A 14,796-nucleotide genomic window follows, 5' to 3' on the forward strand; every position below is an offset into this window, starting at 1 on the left:
TAACATGAAAAAATTAACCACAAAATTCTTTGCCTTTGCACTCTTAATTGGATTAGCAAGTTGTACAAAAAACGATGACCCAATTAATACGACTCAAGTAAATATGACAGCGAGTTTAGCGGCCATGCAGCAAACCGTATCTAATTTGCCTACGGAACCTTTAGACGATGCTGAAAAAGCTCGCATTCTTTTTATTCGAGAAGAAGAAAAATTAGCCTATGATGTATATCAAACGATGTTTGATATTTATGGCGTAAATGTTTTTCAAAATATCCCAAACAGTGAATTGAGTCACATGGAGGCGATGTTATTGATTATTAGAAAGTATAATTTAGTTGATCCTATGGAAACAAATGCGAGAGGAGTATATGCTAACCCTGTTTTGCAGTCACTTTATACACAGTTAGTTAGCCAAGGGCGAGTTAGTTTATTAGCAGCTTATCAAGTAGGAGCTACGATTGAAGATTTAGATATAAGTGATTTGAATAGTTCATTAGCAGTGACGAATAATCAGGATGTTCGATTAGTCTATGATTTCTTAAACAAGGGTAGCAGAAATCATATGCGCTCTTTTTATAAGAATATTAAAAACTGGAATGGTACGTATACCCCAGTCTACATTACTCAAGCGGAATTTGATGCGATAGTTAATTCAGCTATGGAGAGATTTTAGTGGAAAAATCAAATATTTTAGGGTCAGAGTGATAAATGTCACGTTGAGATGTTGATTAAAGGCTAAATTCGTAGATATAATTTTACTTATGGCTACATCAAATTCGTCGACACCGGGAACTAATTTCCTTTCCATTTTTCTCTATTCCATATTAGTGGCTTTAGTGGGGCTTTTTTTCTTCTTGGTCTTTCATTCGTACGACTATGAGAAAGGAGCTTCCACTGACTCCACTCAGGTATATGCTGAGCCAGACTCTAATTTCAACCATGTGTGGACGGCGCCATCTGACTGGCGCATGATGTATTTAGCGCCGGAAGAAAAGGAATTGGTTGTTTATGGTCGCGAATTAATTGCGCATACCTCTGAATATTTAGGTCCCAAAGGCTCAGTAAAGTCGATTTCTAACGGAATGAATTGCCAAAACTGCCACCTAAATGCCGGGACACAGCCTTGGGGAAATAACTATTTCGCCGTTCAGTCTACCTATCCGAAATTTAGGGCTCGCTCAGGCGCGGTTGAAGATCAAGTAAAACGAGTGAATGACTGTTTTGAACGTAGTTTGAATGGACAAGCCTTAGCCGCTGAAAGTAAGGAAATGCGTGGGATTTTAGCTTACATTAAATGGCTAGGAACGGATGTGGCTAAGGGGAAATCTCCCAAGGGTTCAGGTATATTTAAGTTGAAAGGGCTGAAAAGAGCCATTGATTCGTCAAAAGGAGCAGAGGTTTATGCCGCGAAATGCCAGTCTTGTCATCAGGCAGATGGCGGTGGCGTGCTGGCTGAAAATGGGAAGTCGTATACTTATCCTCCGCTTTGGGGACCTCATAGTTACAATCATGGGGCTGGACTTTACCGTATGTCTAATTTCGCAGGATATGTAAAATACAATATGCCTTTAGGAGCGAATTACGAGAAACCTCAATTATCCGATGAGGAAGCTTGGGATTTAGCAGCTTATGTGAATTCTATGCCGCGTCCTGGTAAAGATTTAAGTAAGGATTGGCCGGATATCTCAGGCAAGCCTTTTGACCATCCTTTTGGCCCTTATGCTGATCCATATACAGAAGAACAACATAAATACGGTCCTTACAAGCCTATAAAAGAATGGATTGCGAAACACAAGAAGTCTAAAAAATAAATCGAATGAACTCTAGAAGAAAATTTTTACAAGGTGGAATACTGACGAGTGTGGCTGCGTTAACGCCTGTAGGCTTACAAGCTAAAAATGCAGAGAATACTACTTCATCAACAAAATCAATCGCTGGATCTGGTCAAATAACGATTCTCCAAACCACGGATGTGCACTGTCAATTGCATGCGCATGATGAATTATTTTGGGAAAATAATGAGTTGACCTTTCGCAAAGCTGGAGGATATCCTCATATGGCCACTGCATTAAAGAAATTAAAAGAGAAGAATCCTCAGAATACGATCACTTTAGATACGGGTGATATGTTTCAAGGGAGTATGCTTTCGGTGAAAACAACGGGGCAGGCATTCGTTCCTTTATTGAATGCGATGGATTATGACCTATATCTACCAGGAAACTGGGAGGTGGTTTATTATAAAAAGAACATGCAGAAATTATTGGGAGGTTTACTCGCTCCTAAAATTTGTGCGAATATGTACCATGATTTAGGCGATGGAAAGAAAGGTGAACTCATCTTCCAACCTTACCAAATTATGCATCGTATGGGGATTAAAATAGGTTTCTTGGGCTATACAGACCCTTTAGTTCCTTTACGTCAATCTCCTTTGTATTCAAAGGGTATTGTCTACACGAAACCAGAAGATAATCTGAAGGAATACGTGACGCTTTTGCGCGAGCAAGAGCAATGTGACTTTGTGATTATCCTATCTCACTTAGGTTTATCTCAGCAAATAGCATTGGGAAATAATCCTGATTGCCAAGGAGTAGACTATATTTTTGGGGCAGATACACATGAGCGAGTTCGTAAACCAATTCAAGCAGAATACACGAAGATTGTAGAGCCAGGGGCTTTCGGTTCTTTTGTGGGCAAACTCGATATCCAAGTGAAAGACGGTAAAATAGTGGGTTCAACCTATGAATTAGTCGAAGTTGATCCGATTAAATATCCAGCTGATCCAGCGATTAAAACCTTAGTTCAAGACTTAGAGAAGCCCTTTAAAGAAGAAATCAATAAAGTCTTAGGATATAGCACCGTGCCTCTTTACCGCAACTTTGTCGTAGAGAATACCATCGATACGATGATCGTAGATGCGTTAAAATGGAAGGTGAATGCGGATGTTGTATTATCAAATGGATTCCGTTTTTGCCCACCACGCGTACCTGGAAAGGATGGTAAAGTAGCGATTACGGAGGGTTATTTATATGATATGTTACCGGTAGATAGCACCATCCGAACAGCAAAAGCTTCAGGCCAACAGATTTTAGATTGGTTAGAAAAAGAGATGCAGAATGTTTTCGCACAAGATGCTTCTAAGCGCTTTGGCGGTTGGCTTATTCGTTTCAAAGGGATGCAAGTAGAATTCAAAGCATTTGATCGGGTAGGCGAACGCGTTAAAAAGGTAACTATTGCGGGAGCTGAATTAGATAAAAACCGCCTGTATACCTTGTGTGCTTGTGAGCGTGATGGCGATCCAGAGGATATGTTGTGTCGTATGAAGGGTGTAAAAGAGGCAACAAATACAGCCTATACTTTGCACTCCATGATGAAGGAGTATTTAACTAAATTCTCTCCAGTTACCCCTGTTTTGCGCCACGATGCGAAGATTCTGGATGGTCCTCAGGATTTGTTGAGTCAAGTGACGGGGGTAGATTATACGTTTAGGTAGGAGATTATAGATAAGAGATTATAGAGTATAGAGTATAGAGTTTGGATAGGGTGTTGATTAGGTTCGGCATCCTATTTTTGTGCTTAAGAGATAAAAAAAAGCTAGCATGCAGTTTGCGCTGATGCTAGCATTAGAATTTGAGTGAAGTATCTCTACTCTCTACTCTATACTCTCTACTCTCTTATCTCCTAATGCGGCAATTGATCTCTAAACTTACCATACACCCAAGTGCCGGCAGTTGCGCTTAGGACAACAATTAATATGACAAATGCACCTGTTCCCACTTGAGCAAAAAGAGGACCTGGGCAAGCGCCGGTTAATGCCCATCCAAGGCCAAAGATTAAGCCGCCAATGATTTGGCCCTTATTAAACTTCTTATCTGTGAACGTAATCTCCTCACCGTGGATACTTTTAATCTTGAATTTCTTGATTAAAAATACGGAGATGGCTCCTACCACCACAGCTGTGCCAATTACACCATACATGTGAAAGCTTTGTAAGCGGAACATTTCTTGAATGCGAAACCAAGAGATAATCTCAGCTTTGATAAATACAATGCCAAAAATTATTCCTACGGCCGCGTATTTGAAATTATACCACCAAGGGTGAACCAATTCAGATTCGTTGACACACATCGTGTCTAATGAACGCACTTCGAAATCAACTGGATTTGCGTGTTCTGTTGTCTTATTTTCCATGGTTTTTATAGGTGTAAGATGAAGGGTAAAATGAAATTAGCCATAACGAAACCACCTATCATAAAACAGATAGTAGCTACTAATGATGGCCATTGAAGATCCGAAAGACCCATGATTGCATGTCCAGAAGTACATCCGCCCGCGTAACGTGCCCCGAATCCAACTAGAAAGCCACCACCCACCATCATGACTAGTCCACGAACCGTAAATAAGCTTTCAAAAGAAAACAACTGAGCAGGAACCATGCCTGAGAAGTCGTTGATGCCATAGGTCGCTAATTCTTTGGCCAAATCTGGGTGAACAATAACGGCTTCATCGGATCCTAAGTAAAGCGTTGAAATAATTCCACCTACTAAGATTCCTCCTACAAAGAAGAAATTCCAAGATTCTTTTTTCCAGTCATAACTAAAAAAGGGAATGTTACTAGGCAAACATGCCGCGCAGGCATGGCGTAAATTCGCTGATATACCAAAATGTTTGTTCCCTAAAATCAATAGGGCAGGGACAATAAGTCCGATGATAATTCCTGCCGTATACCAAGGCCAGGGTTGGGTGATTGTTTCCATTTAAAAAGGTATTTAATTGTTAGTAATCAGTATTCAGTGAGCAGTGGGCAGTAGTCGGTAAGAAGTCACTAGTCGCTAGTCTCTAGTCGAGCGGAACCATTCACCATTTACCACTTACCATTCACCATCTCTATTCTTTGTGCTTTATTCTTTGTGCTTTAAACCCTGCTATCGTTCCCGTCACAAAATAAGCTAAAACGGCAAAATAAATAATGCTATTCAGGGGCTTACTGGTAATGGGACAAGTGCCCGTAACACAACCAATCTCTTTCCAGTAGAAGTATCCGGCAATTCCGCCTAATAGTCCACCTAAGATCTGCCAACGCTTATTTTGAAAGAACTTCTTCATATTCTACTTCATCACTAGAAGTGTTTTTATTGCGAGAGGTTGGTACGCCACAACCTTGTGCGCCACAGCCTAGATTGAATAAGGCCATGCCTATAAGGACGGTTCCCATGATCCCGATCAGTACATCTGATGCACGAATAGCTTCAACAAGCGCATATCCGCCTATAACTAGGCGGATAATGCGCATGAAACCCCAATTTTGTGTTAGGCTAGCTAGCATATTAGTTTTGGTAAATTAACATATCCTGTAATCCTCCGCCATTATACACTTTAGAAAGACCAGCTTGCTTTAACAAGTTCATAGCCATTCCGGAACGATTACCACTTCTGCAGTATACGACAATTGGGCCGTCCATTGCTTTAAATTCATCTAATCGTAAGGGAATAATTCCCAAAGGAATATTGATCGCACCAGCGAAATGACCGCCTGCAAATTCACCTGTTTCTCTGACATCAACAACCGTAGTTGCTGGGTTAGTTAATAACTCTTCCATGATTACAAAAGGGTAGAAGGACACACATAATCAGATACTTGGAACTTGCCTGACTCCTTGATCGCTTTAAAGCCACCATTGATGTCAATCAAGTTATCGTACCCACGAGCTCTTAAAGTCGAGTTGAAAATCATCGACCGGTAACCTCCTGCACAGTGTACAAAATAGGTTTTGTTTTTATCGATTTTCAACATGCTGTCATTGATGAAATCCAAAGGAGCATTTTCTACATCAATCACGTGCTCAGATAAATATTCTGAATTCTTACGAACGTCGATGATTTCACCTTCGCCTGCTTGAACACGTTTGAATGCTTCGGCTGGTTCGATAGATTCGATTTGGTCAAACTCCTTACCTGCTGATTTCCAAGACGCAAATCCACCTTTTAGGTAGCCAATCGTAAAGTCATATCCTACCCGAGCTAAACGAGTAATAACTTCTTCTTCGCGGCCTTCGTCAGTCACTAACAAAATCTCTTGTTTGATGTCAGGAATCATTGCACCTACCCATGGAGCAAAAGATCCATCGATACCGATGTTAATCGAGTTAGGTACGAATCCTGCTGAGAAAGTTTGAGGATCACGTGTATCTAAGATTAACGCGCTCGTTTCGTTAGCTGCCGCTTCAAATCCTTCTGGACTTAAGGCATGTTGGCCGCGCTCTAATACTTTGTCAATCGAATCATATCCTTGAATATTCATCAAAACGTTCAAAGGGAAATAAGCTGGAGGTGCAACTAATCCTGTTAAAACCTCTTTTTTGAATGCTTCTCTTGTTAAAGCTGGATTCAATGCATAGTTGGTCTTCTTTTGGTTGCCCAATGTATCCGTTGTCTCTTTGCTCATGTTTTTACCGCATGCAGAACCCGCACCGTGCGCAGGATAGACGATGATATCATCTGCTAAAGGCATGATTTTGTTACGTAATGAATCGAATAAATGACCCGCTAAGATATCTTCTGTTAAGTCAGCCTTTACTTTTTGTGCCAAATCTGGACGACCCACATCACCGATGAATAAAGTGTCACCAGAGAATAAGCTAGTTTCTTTGCCATTTTCGTCGATCAAAAGGAAACAAGTCGACTCCATTGTGTGACCAGGTGTGTGAATAACACGGATGGTCGCATTTCCTAGTGGGAATTCTTGTCCATCCGTTGCAGAAATACATTCGAATTGACAAGCCGCATTTGGTCCGTAAACGATAGGAGCACCTGTTTTTGCAGATAAATCAATGTGGCCAGAAACGAAGTCAGCATGGAAGTGAGTTTCGAATACATACTTGATTTTAGCTCCGTTACGCTCTGCTTTCTCGATATAAGGTTGTACCTCACGAAGTGGATCGATGATCGCTGCTTCTCCGTTGTTCTCAATGTAATAAGCACCTTGTGCTAAACATCCAGTGTAAATTTGTTCTACTTTCATTTTCGTAATTATTATGCTGTGAATGTGTTTATTTTAAAGGAAAGGCTAATTGCTGGATCAGGATATAGATACCCATCACTAAAACAAACCATCCAAAACCTACTTTTAATTTATTTCCGTCTACTTTTTTACTAATAATATCACCTAAGAAAATACCTACGATCGCTAGACCGGTAACAGTTAACAATAAGTTCCAGTCAATCGCATGATGCCCTAAATCACCTGTAAATCCAATTAATGACTTCGCTGCGATAATTAATAAGGAAGTTCCTACCGCCTGCTTCATGGATAATTTAGAAAGCATAACTAAAGCTGGAATGATTAAGAATCCGCCTCCAGCGCCTACTAAGCCTGTTAAGGTACCTACGACAGCTCCTTCTAAAAGGATCATCGGGTAATTGAACACTTGTTTTTCCTCTATATAAGTGCCTAATTTTTCCTTTTCACATTGTTCGCATTTACCTCGGATCATGGAGATGGAAGCTGCAACCATCAAGATGGCGAATAAAACCATCATTAAAATGGATTTGGTAACCATGAAATCACCTAGTGTAAATACTTCAGCTGGAATTAAGGGAACGATGAACTTTCTAGTAGCATACACGGCTGCAATAGAAGGGATTCCAAAAATAACCGCTGTTTTTACGTTGATTAAACCTTGCTTGTACTTAGGGAATGCTCCAACTAAAGAACTGGCACCTACGACAAACAAGGAGTATGCTGTTGCTAGAATGGGTTCTACTCCGAAAAGGTATACTAATACGGGTACCGTTAAAATGGATCCACCACCACCGATAAGGCCGAGTGAAATTCCAATTAGTAGGGAGGCGAAATAACCTATAATTTCCATGCGTGTTGTATTGTTTTTTGTTGATACAAATTTGGAGCCATTTTTAGACCTTTTTCGTGATTTTTATCACAAGCCTAAAAAAAGTTTTTGTCAAAAGTGGAAGTTGAAAATGAGGTTATAATTGCTCATATTGACCTTATTGATGATGTATTTTTCATTTTGATAGGTTTCTCCTTGGTTTGCTTTATTAACATATAAGGCTTGAATTTCTAGTCCTTCTAAGAAATCAGTAAACTCATAGCTTAGATCCACATTGAGTTGGGTGTAGCTGGGGAGTCCATATTTATTCAAAGAATAGTTTCTCACATCAGGCAATTGAAAATAGCCATAACTTAGGGAAGCCTTTAAAGGTGCTTTAGGAAAGGTATAATTTACTTTCCCTACATAGGCATTCACATCGCCAAACCCTTCATTTCGCTCACGTGGCATAAAGGTATAAAAAGGATCGCGTCCCCATTCGCGCGGCATTAAATAGCGGCCCTCTGCTGTGATTCTGGTATAGCTAAGGGAAGTTTTCCAGTTTTCTTGCCCATAACCGACTTGAGTACTAAGCACTCTAGCGATTTGATCGGGAGAAAAATAGGTTTTACTCGGGTCTCCATTACCGCCTTCATTTACCGCTTGTTGTTGCGTATATTGAATTCCTGCAATCCACGCACCCCGTTTCAAATCCCATTGCATCATACTCGTGTTGAATACATTATCCACATAAACATTCCAAAGTTTAAGCGATTGTCCACGTGGCAATTGGTGGGTATAGCCCAGTAAGTAAATACCCTTAGACTCAATATGTTCCTTGTAATTGCCTTTCGACCCATTTATATTTACGCCATTGGGATAGATTCCTATCGATTCCCCTATTCCATACCAATCTACTGTACCGCGCGGAGAAATTTCATATAGGTATCCACCTTCTAATTTATTCTTTTTTCCTGGAAATAGTTCTCCATACAGTCCTCCCACTTCCGTAGGACGCATTCTGCCATCTTGTAAATTAATGAAAGGGGTATTAATAAGCTGCTTTCCTGCGGTTACATGAGATTTTTTGAAGTTGTATTTCAAATAGAGCTCTTCAAGGCGGTCCAGATCATTTTTGTTAGTCAGATCTTCTAAATCAAATAATGACGTCTCATACCGACTCGAAGTTTGCGTGTATGGGTCTACCTTACTCATATCTGACGAACCAATATTGTAAATAAAATAGCCTCCTACACCCATTTGGAATCCTTTAAATGAGCCAGTTTCATAGAATAATCCACCGCCAGCGGCATTTGCATAGGTATCAGTTAAGTGCCCTTGATTCTCTGTTGCCATGAAAAAATAGCGAAGATTTCCGTGCACTTTCCCATGTTTGAAAGCAAATAATAGAGATGTAGTATCTTCGGCTACACTTTTTTTACCTTTCCAAAGGTGTGGAGGCGTATGTATTTCTTGATGCTGAGCTACGAGTGTGGCTGAAAATAAGAGTAAGAATAGAATGAATAAGGCGTTTTTTTGCATGCTTTTGTATTTAGGCCTGCAAATTGTCGCAAAAATGGGACTTAGTTCGTGATGAAAATCACAGTCCCCTCAAATCCACAATCTCAATCTGGTTTTTATTGATTTTGATATAGCCTTTCTCTGCTAATTTCTTCATCAAGCGGGAAATGACTTCTCTAGAAGAATTTAATTCTTGGGCAATATCGGTGAAGGAAGCCTTTAAAATGTTCGTTTTTAGGCTTTTTTGGTGTTGTTTTAAGTACCAAAGTAAGCGCTCATCTAGATTTCTAAAGGCGATTTGATCTAAGGTATCTAGTAATTCTTCAAAACGAGAACGGTAGGTCTCGAGCACAAACTGATACCAGCTTTTATATTTTGCCGCCCATTCGTCCATTAATTCGGCAGGAATGGCGATGACTTCGGTGTCTACGAGGGCTTTGGCCATAATCTGAGACGATAATTGCCTCGCCGCGCATGTCATGGAGATGGCACATGCTTCGCCTGGATGGAGATTGTACATAAATACCTCATTGCCTTCTTCGTCTTCGCGGAATACTTTGATAATTCCTTTCGTTACCAAGACAGCTGATCGAATGGATTGGCCTGTTTTCATCAAATAGTCGTCCGTTTTAAATTTACGGACAACGCCTACTTGTTGAATTTTTTTGCTTAATTCAGGCTCAAACTGATTGAATAATTCCATTTTAGTAACTGATAACGGCTTGTTTTTCTAAACTTTCGTAGGCGGCATCGATGACACGCATACTGGCGATTCCATCTTCTCCAGGTACTGCTGGTACCGCTCCGGAACGCAAAGATTGGAAAACATTTTCATAGAACGCCATATACTCCCCTTTTTCAGATGGAACGCGTTCAGGACTACTTCCGTCCACGTGTAATAAACCGTATTCGCTAGGAGCATCAACTCCCCAGTTTTCACCCATCGGAACATGTCCTTTGTCTAAATCGACCTCTTGACGATCGGAACGGGTTTTAACGAAGCTACCTTTTGTGCCGTGTAATTGGAAAGCAGGAATGGGTTCTTTGAAGTAGTATCCACTTTTTAAACGGATGCGTAAGCTTGGATAATACAAAAGGATTTCGAACAAGTCGACGACCTCAGTACCGGGTCTAGTCTTGCGCAAATCTGCGAAAACGTGTGTTGGTTTTCCAAATAGATGCAAGGCTTGATCGATCAAATGAGGCCCTAGATCGGTCACAATTCCCGCGCCTGGACCTGCATCTTCTTTATGACGCTTAGGGGACATTAATGGGTTATAGCGGTCAAAATGAAACTCGGCTTCCACGATATCGCCTAATAAACCTTCTGAAAGGACCTTTTTGAGGGTTAAGAAATCAGAATCCCAACGGCGGTTTTGGTAAACAAATATCTTTTTGTTCACTTCTTTAGCTAAATCAACGAGTGACTGAGCTTCTGCCGCATTACAAGTGAACGCTTTCTCTACCACGATGTGTTTTCCAGCTTTCAAGGCAGCTGTTGCGTATTCGAAGTGAGTATAGATGGGGGTGTTGACAATCACTAACTCGATCGATGGGTCTGCTAAAACAGTTTCCAGTGAATCATAGGAGCATGTTCCAGGGTAGGCGTTTTCGATGGTTTTCTTAGAGCGTTCCCAGGATCCTACTAAATTGAATCCTGGATGTAATTGAATGAAGGGGGCGTGAAAAACACGTCCAGACATTCCAAAAGACAGTAAAGCGGTTTCGATCGGTTTCATAGAAGTAAAAATAAACAATTCAGACCTTTAAACATAAACGATTTAACATGAAAAAAATACTCGCTTTAAGCCTATTAAGTTTAACTGCACTAGGGCAGCCGAAACCATTGGTTTCGCATATGTTCACAGCTGATCCTTCGGCCCACCTATTTCAGGGCCAAATTTACATTTACCCTTCACATGACATCGATGCCGGAGTAAAAGAAGATGATTTAGGGAGTCATTTCGCAATGCGTGATTACCATGTATTGTCTCAAAAAACGCCAGCTAGTCCAGTGGTTGATCACGGGGTGGCTTTGAAACTTGAGGATATTTCATGGGCATCCAAGATGCTTTGGGCACCGGATGCAGCAGAATCAAAAGGAACTTATTATTTGTATTTCCCTGCTAAAGATAAGGAAGGTGTTTTTCGTATTGGGGTAGCCTCGTCCTCGAAACCGGAAGGCCCATTCAAAGCGGAGAATGACTATATGAAAGGATCTTTTAGTATTGATCCTTGTGTGTTTAAGGATAAAGACGGGACGCATTACCTCTATTTTGGGGGTATTTGGGGAGGTCAATTACAACGCTGGAAATCAGGCAACTATGGTGCTACTGATGAGTCGCAGCCTTCGAATGGACAACCAGCCTTAATGGCAAAAGTGGCGCGTTTAGATGTGAACATGAGAGAGATGGCTGAGGTTCCTCGCAATGTGCAGATTGTAGATGCGCAGGGGAAGGTCTTATTATCTGAAGACCATGATCGCCGTTTCTTTGAGGCCGCATTTGTGCACTACTACCAAGGGAAATACTATTTCTCTTATTCTACAGGCGATACGCATAACATCGCTTATGCCACAGGATCTAGTCCTTATGGACCATTTACCTACCAAGGGGTTATCTTAAAGCCGGTGAAAGGCTGGACGAACCATCATTCGATCGTAGAACAAAATGGCAAATGGTATTTATATTACCACGATGTGGAAATCTCAGGCAAGACCCATTTGAGAAACATCAAAGTGACTGAACTGAAATACCGTCCGGATGGGAGTATTGAAACGATAGATGGGTATAAATAAAAAAAGGCCGCCTCGTATTTCGAAGCGGCCTTTTCTATAAGTGTATCATTTATGCAAGGATATTCTTCGCATAAGCCACACATTTTTTCACTTCTTCTACAGCTGTAGATCCAGCTGGAACTTCGTATTCCAATTCGATGGTCGCAGGGAATTTGTATTTCTTCTTCTTTAATAAAGTTAATACCTCTTTTAACGGAGTATCGCCTTTGCCCCATTCTAGGTTGCCTGCGCCATGTTCCTTCGTCGTGCGGTCCTTGATGTGCATACTTGTGATGCGATCGTGTTTAGCTTCGATGAAAGCTAATAAAGAGGCCGTGTTGTGAGGAGCTCCCACAGCGATGTAGTGACCGCAGTCTAAATTGATAGAATTGTATGGGTTTTGGGCCAAAGCCTCGTCATACACCGTATCCTTCACCTGTAAGTGAGTGTGGTAACCGAAATAAACTTTATGTTTCTCCCCTAAAGCACCTAAACGCTGCGTCTGAGCAGATGAAGTAGGTAATTCCATGGTGACAGATTTCGCGCCTAATACTTTAGCAGCTTTTAAGGCTGATTCCACCTCTGCATCTGAGTTTCTCTCACTGAATGCATTGGGTTTGTACGCATAAACGGATATTCCCGCGTCATCTAACATCTTGCGCACTTCTTTGAATTTGTCCATGGAAACAGACTCTCTCCAAGTAGATACCTCTTTTTGGTATTTAGCCATTTGAGCACGTTGCTCATCTGTTAACGTAGGACGAGGTTGACCTGGAGTCCAACGCATCGGTACTGGATTGACCGGACGTCCTGCGTAGTCTTCTACTGCATCTCCCATTAATTCAATGGCAGAAACACCTGAGTCTACACAATATTGGATGATTTGCTTGATATCTCCCGGCATACCGCGGAAAGAATACGTAATAGTTCCTACTTGAACACCACCAAACACCGAGTTTGGTTTAGCAAAACTGAAGGAAGAATTTGATGCCCACAAAAGGCCTAAAGAGGCCAATGAGCCAGCCGCCAAAAACTGACGACGTGAAGGGTTGTTGTTATTTTTCATGTTAGTATAGGTTTCTGGTTACATTTTACGAATATATATTGTAAATCATATCCTTGTGGTCAAATTTTGCGACGAAATTCCACCTATTTCCGTTGTGGGATCTTGATTTCGGTTTTGGGTTCGAAGGAATTAATCACACTCACTTGATCGCCTTTAAAGGTAAATGTCCAATGGTGTGGACTTTCGAAATACAATAAGGTGATCTCCAGCGTCTCCACATCCACCCAGCGATACGACCCCGCATAATCAAAAGGCGCCTTTTTAGCTAAATCAACTCTAGCGGCTCTCAGCATATAAGGACCAACTAAGTTAGATTTTCCAGTTGCCCACGTCCCTTGAGCTAGTTTAAATTCGTGCTGTGTGGAATCTTTAGTCGTGATGGTTACCGTTCCTTTTGAGTCGACCTTGAGCTGGCGGAAATCCAGCGGGTTAGTCCCTAAAGAATAGCTTTTCGTTGGTAAAGCAGCTTGCAGGCTAGAAACGGGTGCTTTAATTTGTCTGCTAGTATTAAATGCGGCAAGCGCTTTTAATCCGGAAGGATTAGAAGGAAGGGCTTTGGTCTTAAACGCAGGCAATAAGTTCTTCCAAACCTGGTTCAAATCATCCGGTAAATCCTGGGATTCTGACGTGATAATAAGCACCGCATCTTGCGCTGGCATCATCAAAATATACTGCCCATACGCTCCGTCGCCCCTAAATGCCCCATTCCTAGATCGCCAAAATTGGTAGCCATAGCCCTGCAACCAATCTGCATATTGCCCGTTGGCCTTTTTATCTGCGCTCGCATCCGGTTCTTGGTCGATGTGCTTGCGAGTTGCTTCTTCCACCCAGGCAGCTGGCAAGATTTGCTTGCCTTCGAATTTTCCTTTGTTTAGGTATAATAGACCTAGTTTGGCCATATCTTCTGTCTTCACACGGATGCCCCAGCCGCCCACATTGATGCCTTTTTGGTCTGATTCCCAGTCGATGCCGCTGATGTGCAATGGGTCTAATAAGCGTGGTTTTAAATAGTCCAAAGTCGTCATTCCAGTCACTTTTTGGATAATCGCAGACAACATATAAGTGGCTAACGTATTGTATAAAAACTTCGTGCCAGGTTTGTGCGCAATAGGGTAGTTTAAAAATCCGCGAACCCAATCTGGAGAAAAGACGATTACACTGCGTAGAGGCTCTTTTTCGTGACCAGCTGACATGGTTAACAGATCTTGTACACGAAGGTCAGCAAGGAAGGGTTTGTCTTTCAAATCAGCATGTTCTGGAAAAAAAGAAAGGACTTTATCTTGTACGCTGAGGCGCTTTTCAGCCACGGCGAAACCGATGGCGGTGGAGGTCCAGCTTTTGGAGACACTATACATGCTGTGTTTTTTATCTGCCGCAAATGGCTTCCACCATGCCTCTGAAATCACTTTTCCGTGGCGTATGAGCATATAAGAATGCAATTCGTGTTTCTCTGAGGAATAGCCCTCGATGAATTTGATGATGGCTTCGGACGAAACACCTTCTGCTTCTGGCGTGCTGTGTGGTAGAGATTGGGCAAGGATTGTAAAACTACACAGGAACAAGAGTCCGGCGAGGAATGAGGCTTTTTTCATCGAATAGGTTTATTT

The 14,796-nt window shown here is 41.5% G+C and carries 16 protein-coding genes; 4 read left to right on the top strand and 12 right to left on the bottom strand.

Annotated features, from left to right (window positions below; genetic code table 11):
* The first annotated feature begins 4 nt into the window (after nucleotides 1-4).
* The 3 genes from ACRZ9O_RS00270 (at nucleotide 5) to ACRZ9O_RS00280 (ending at nucleotide 3,490) form a co-directional block, all read left to right on the top strand.
* Nucleotides 5-673, top strand: a complete 669-nt coding sequence (locus ACRZ9O_RS00270; protein ID WP_459455228.1) for a DUF2202 domain-containing protein — start codon at nucleotides 5-7, stop codon at nucleotides 671-673.
* Nucleotides 674-761: 88 nt separating this feature from the next.
* Entirely contained in the window at nucleotides 762-1,811 is a 1,050-nt protein-coding gene (locus ACRZ9O_RS00275; RefSeq protein ID WP_459455230.1) for a c-type cytochrome, read from the top strand.
* A gap of 5 nt (nucleotides 1,812-1,816) precedes the next feature.
* On the top strand, nucleotides 1,817-3,490 hold the full coding sequence (locus tag ACRZ9O_RS00280; RefSeq protein WP_459455232.1) for a bifunctional metallophosphatase/5'-nucleotidase: 1,674 nt from the start codon (nucleotides 1,817-1,819) through the stop codon (nucleotides 3,488-3,490).
* Nucleotides 3,491-3,678: 188 nt separating this feature from the next.
* Here the strand turns inward: ACRZ9O_RS00280 and ACRZ9O_RS00285 are convergent, their stop codons facing one another.
* The 10 genes from ACRZ9O_RS00285 to ACRZ9O_RS00330 form a co-directional block, all read right to left on the bottom strand.
* Complete coding sequence (locus ACRZ9O_RS00285; protein WP_459455234.1) at nucleotides 3,679-4,188, bottom strand: YeeE/YedE family protein; 510 nt, start codon at nucleotides 4,186-4,188, stop codon at nucleotides 3,679-3,681.
* 5 nt (nucleotides 4,189-4,193) lie between these two features.
* Nucleotides 4,194-4,754 (bottom strand): YeeE/YedE family protein, encoded by a 561-nt coding sequence (locus ACRZ9O_RS00290; RefSeq protein ID WP_459455236.1) that lies wholly within the window; start codon nucleotides 4,752-4,754, stop codon nucleotides 4,194-4,196.
* A 130-nt stretch (nucleotides 4,755-4,884) separates the two neighbouring features.
* Complete coding sequence (locus ACRZ9O_RS00295) at nucleotides 4,885-5,103, bottom strand: hypothetical protein (protein WP_459455238.1); 219 nt, start codon at nucleotides 5,101-5,103, stop codon at nucleotides 4,885-4,887.
* Nucleotides 5,081-5,290, bottom strand: coding sequence for a hypothetical protein (locus ACRZ9O_RS00300; protein WP_459455240.1), 210 nt, complete (start codon nucleotides 5,288-5,290; stop codon nucleotides 5,081-5,083). Before ACRZ9O_RS00300 ends, ACRZ9O_RS00295 begins: the two co-directional genes overlap by 23 nt.
* Nucleotides 5,291-5,324: 34 nt before the next feature.
* Nucleotides 5,325-5,597: a rhodanese-like domain-containing protein gene (locus ACRZ9O_RS00305; protein WP_459455242.1), complete on the bottom strand. Its 273-nt coding sequence runs from the start codon at nucleotides 5,595-5,597 to the stop codon at nucleotides 5,325-5,327.
* A gap of 2 nt (nucleotides 5,598-5,599) precedes the next feature.
* Nucleotides 5,600-7,018: an MBL fold metallo-hydrolase gene (locus tag ACRZ9O_RS00310; RefSeq protein ID WP_459455244.1), complete on the bottom strand. Its 1,419-nt coding sequence runs from the start codon at nucleotides 7,016-7,018 to the stop codon at nucleotides 5,600-5,602.
* A 28-nt stretch (nucleotides 7,019-7,046) separates the two neighbouring features.
* Nucleotides 7,047-7,868 carry a sulfite exporter TauE/SafE family protein gene (locus ACRZ9O_RS00315; protein WP_459455246.1) on the bottom strand — a complete coding sequence of 274 codons (822 nt, stop codon included), beginning with the start codon at nucleotides 7,866-7,868 and terminating at the stop codon, nucleotides 7,047-7,049.
* 90 nt (nucleotides 7,869-7,958) lie between these two features.
* Nucleotides 7,959-9,368: an OprD family outer membrane porin gene (locus ACRZ9O_RS00320; protein ID WP_459455247.1), complete on the bottom strand. Its 1,410-nt coding sequence runs from the start codon at nucleotides 9,366-9,368 to the stop codon at nucleotides 7,959-7,961.
* A 58-nt stretch (nucleotides 9,369-9,426) separates the two neighbouring features.
* Complete coding sequence (locus tag ACRZ9O_RS00325) at nucleotides 9,427-10,050, bottom strand: Crp/Fnr family transcriptional regulator (protein WP_459455249.1); 624 nt, start codon at nucleotides 10,048-10,050, stop codon at nucleotides 9,427-9,429.
* 1 nt (nucleotide 10,051) lies between these two features.
* Nucleotides 10,052-11,086, bottom strand: a complete 1,035-nt coding sequence (locus ACRZ9O_RS00330; RefSeq protein WP_459455251.1) for a Gfo/Idh/MocA family oxidoreductase — start codon at nucleotides 11,084-11,086, stop codon at nucleotides 10,052-10,054.
* 47 nt (nucleotides 11,087-11,133) lie between these two features.
* On the opposite strand from ACRZ9O_RS00330, the gene ACRZ9O_RS00335 reads away from it, so the two are divergent.
* Nucleotides 11,134-12,144 (top strand): glycoside hydrolase family 43 protein, encoded by a 1,011-nt coding sequence (locus ACRZ9O_RS00335; protein ID WP_459455253.1) that lies wholly within the window; start codon nucleotides 11,134-11,136, stop codon nucleotides 12,142-12,144.
* A gap of 49 nt (nucleotides 12,145-12,193) precedes the next feature.
* On the opposite strand, the gene ACRZ9O_RS00340 is transcribed toward ACRZ9O_RS00335, so the two are convergent.
* Both ACRZ9O_RS00340 and ACRZ9O_RS00345 read right to left on the bottom strand, forming a co-directional pair.
* Nucleotides 12,194-13,189, bottom strand: a complete 996-nt coding sequence (locus tag ACRZ9O_RS00340; protein ID WP_459455255.1) for a sugar phosphate isomerase/epimerase family protein — start codon at nucleotides 13,187-13,189, stop codon at nucleotides 12,194-12,196.
* Between the two features lie 83 nt (nucleotides 13,190-13,272).
* Nucleotides 13,273-14,781 carry a serine hydrolase domain-containing protein gene (locus ACRZ9O_RS00345; protein ID WP_459455257.1) on the bottom strand — a complete coding sequence of 503 codons (1,509 nt, stop codon included), beginning with the start codon at nucleotides 14,779-14,781 and terminating at the stop codon, nucleotides 13,273-13,275.
* Nucleotides 14,782-14,796 lie beyond the last annotated feature (15 nt).

The organism is Aquirufa sp. HETE-40SA (assembly GCF_054558635.1).

Coding starts and splice junctions, on each gene's coding strand:
- ACRZ9O_RS00270 (WP_459455228.1), top strand. CDS start 5: ATGAAAAAATTAACCACAAAATTCTTTGCCTTTGCACTCTTAATTGGA.
- ACRZ9O_RS00275 (WP_459455230.1), top strand. CDS start 762: ATGGCTACATCAAATTCGTCGACACCGGGAACTAATTTCCTTTCCATT.
- ACRZ9O_RS00280 (WP_459455232.1), top strand. CDS start 1,817: ATGAACTCTAGAAGAAAATTTTTACAAGGTGGAATACTGACGAGTGTG.
- ACRZ9O_RS00285 (WP_459455234.1), bottom strand. CDS start 4,188: ATGGAAAATAAGACAACAGAACACGCAAATCCAGTTGATTTCGAAGTG.
- ACRZ9O_RS00290 (WP_459455236.1), bottom strand. CDS start 4,754: ATGGAAACAATCACCCAACCCTGGCCTTGGTATACGGCAGGAATTATC.
- ACRZ9O_RS00295 (WP_459455238.1), bottom strand. CDS start 5,103: ATGAAGAAGTTCTTTCAAAATAAGCGTTGGCAGATCTTAGGTGGACTA.
- ACRZ9O_RS00300 (WP_459455240.1), bottom strand. CDS start 5,290: ATGCGCATTATCCGCCTAGTTATAGGCGGATATGCGCTTGTTGAAGCT.
- ACRZ9O_RS00305 (WP_459455242.1), bottom strand. CDS start 5,597: ATGGAAGAGTTATTAACTAACCCAGCAACTACGGTTGTTGATGTCAGA.
- ACRZ9O_RS00310 (WP_459455244.1), bottom strand. CDS start 7,018: ATGAAAGTAGAACAAATTTACACTGGATGTTTAGCACAAGGTGCTTAT.
- ACRZ9O_RS00315 (WP_459455246.1), bottom strand. CDS start 7,868: ATGGAAATTATAGGTTATTTCGCCTCCCTACTAATTGGAATTTCACTC.
- ACRZ9O_RS00320 (WP_459455247.1), bottom strand. CDS start 9,368: ATGCAAAAAAACGCCTTATTCATTCTATTCTTACTCTTATTTTCAGCC.
- ACRZ9O_RS00325 (WP_459455249.1), bottom strand. CDS start 10,050: ATGGAATTATTCAATCAGTTTGAGCCTGAATTAAGCAAAAAAATTCAA.
- ACRZ9O_RS00330 (WP_459455251.1), bottom strand. CDS start 11,086: ATGAAACCGATCGAAACCGCTTTACTGTCTTTTGGAATGTCTGGACGT.
- ACRZ9O_RS00335 (WP_459455253.1), top strand. CDS start 11,134: ATGAAAAAAATACTCGCTTTAAGCCTATTAAGTTTAACTGCACTAGGG.
- ACRZ9O_RS00340 (WP_459455255.1), bottom strand. CDS start 13,189: ATGAAAAATAACAACAACCCTTCACGTCGTCAGTTTTTGGCGGCTGGC.
- ACRZ9O_RS00345 (WP_459455257.1), bottom strand. CDS start 14,781: ATGAAAAAAGCCTCATTCCTCGCCGGACTCTTGTTCCTGTGTAGTTTT.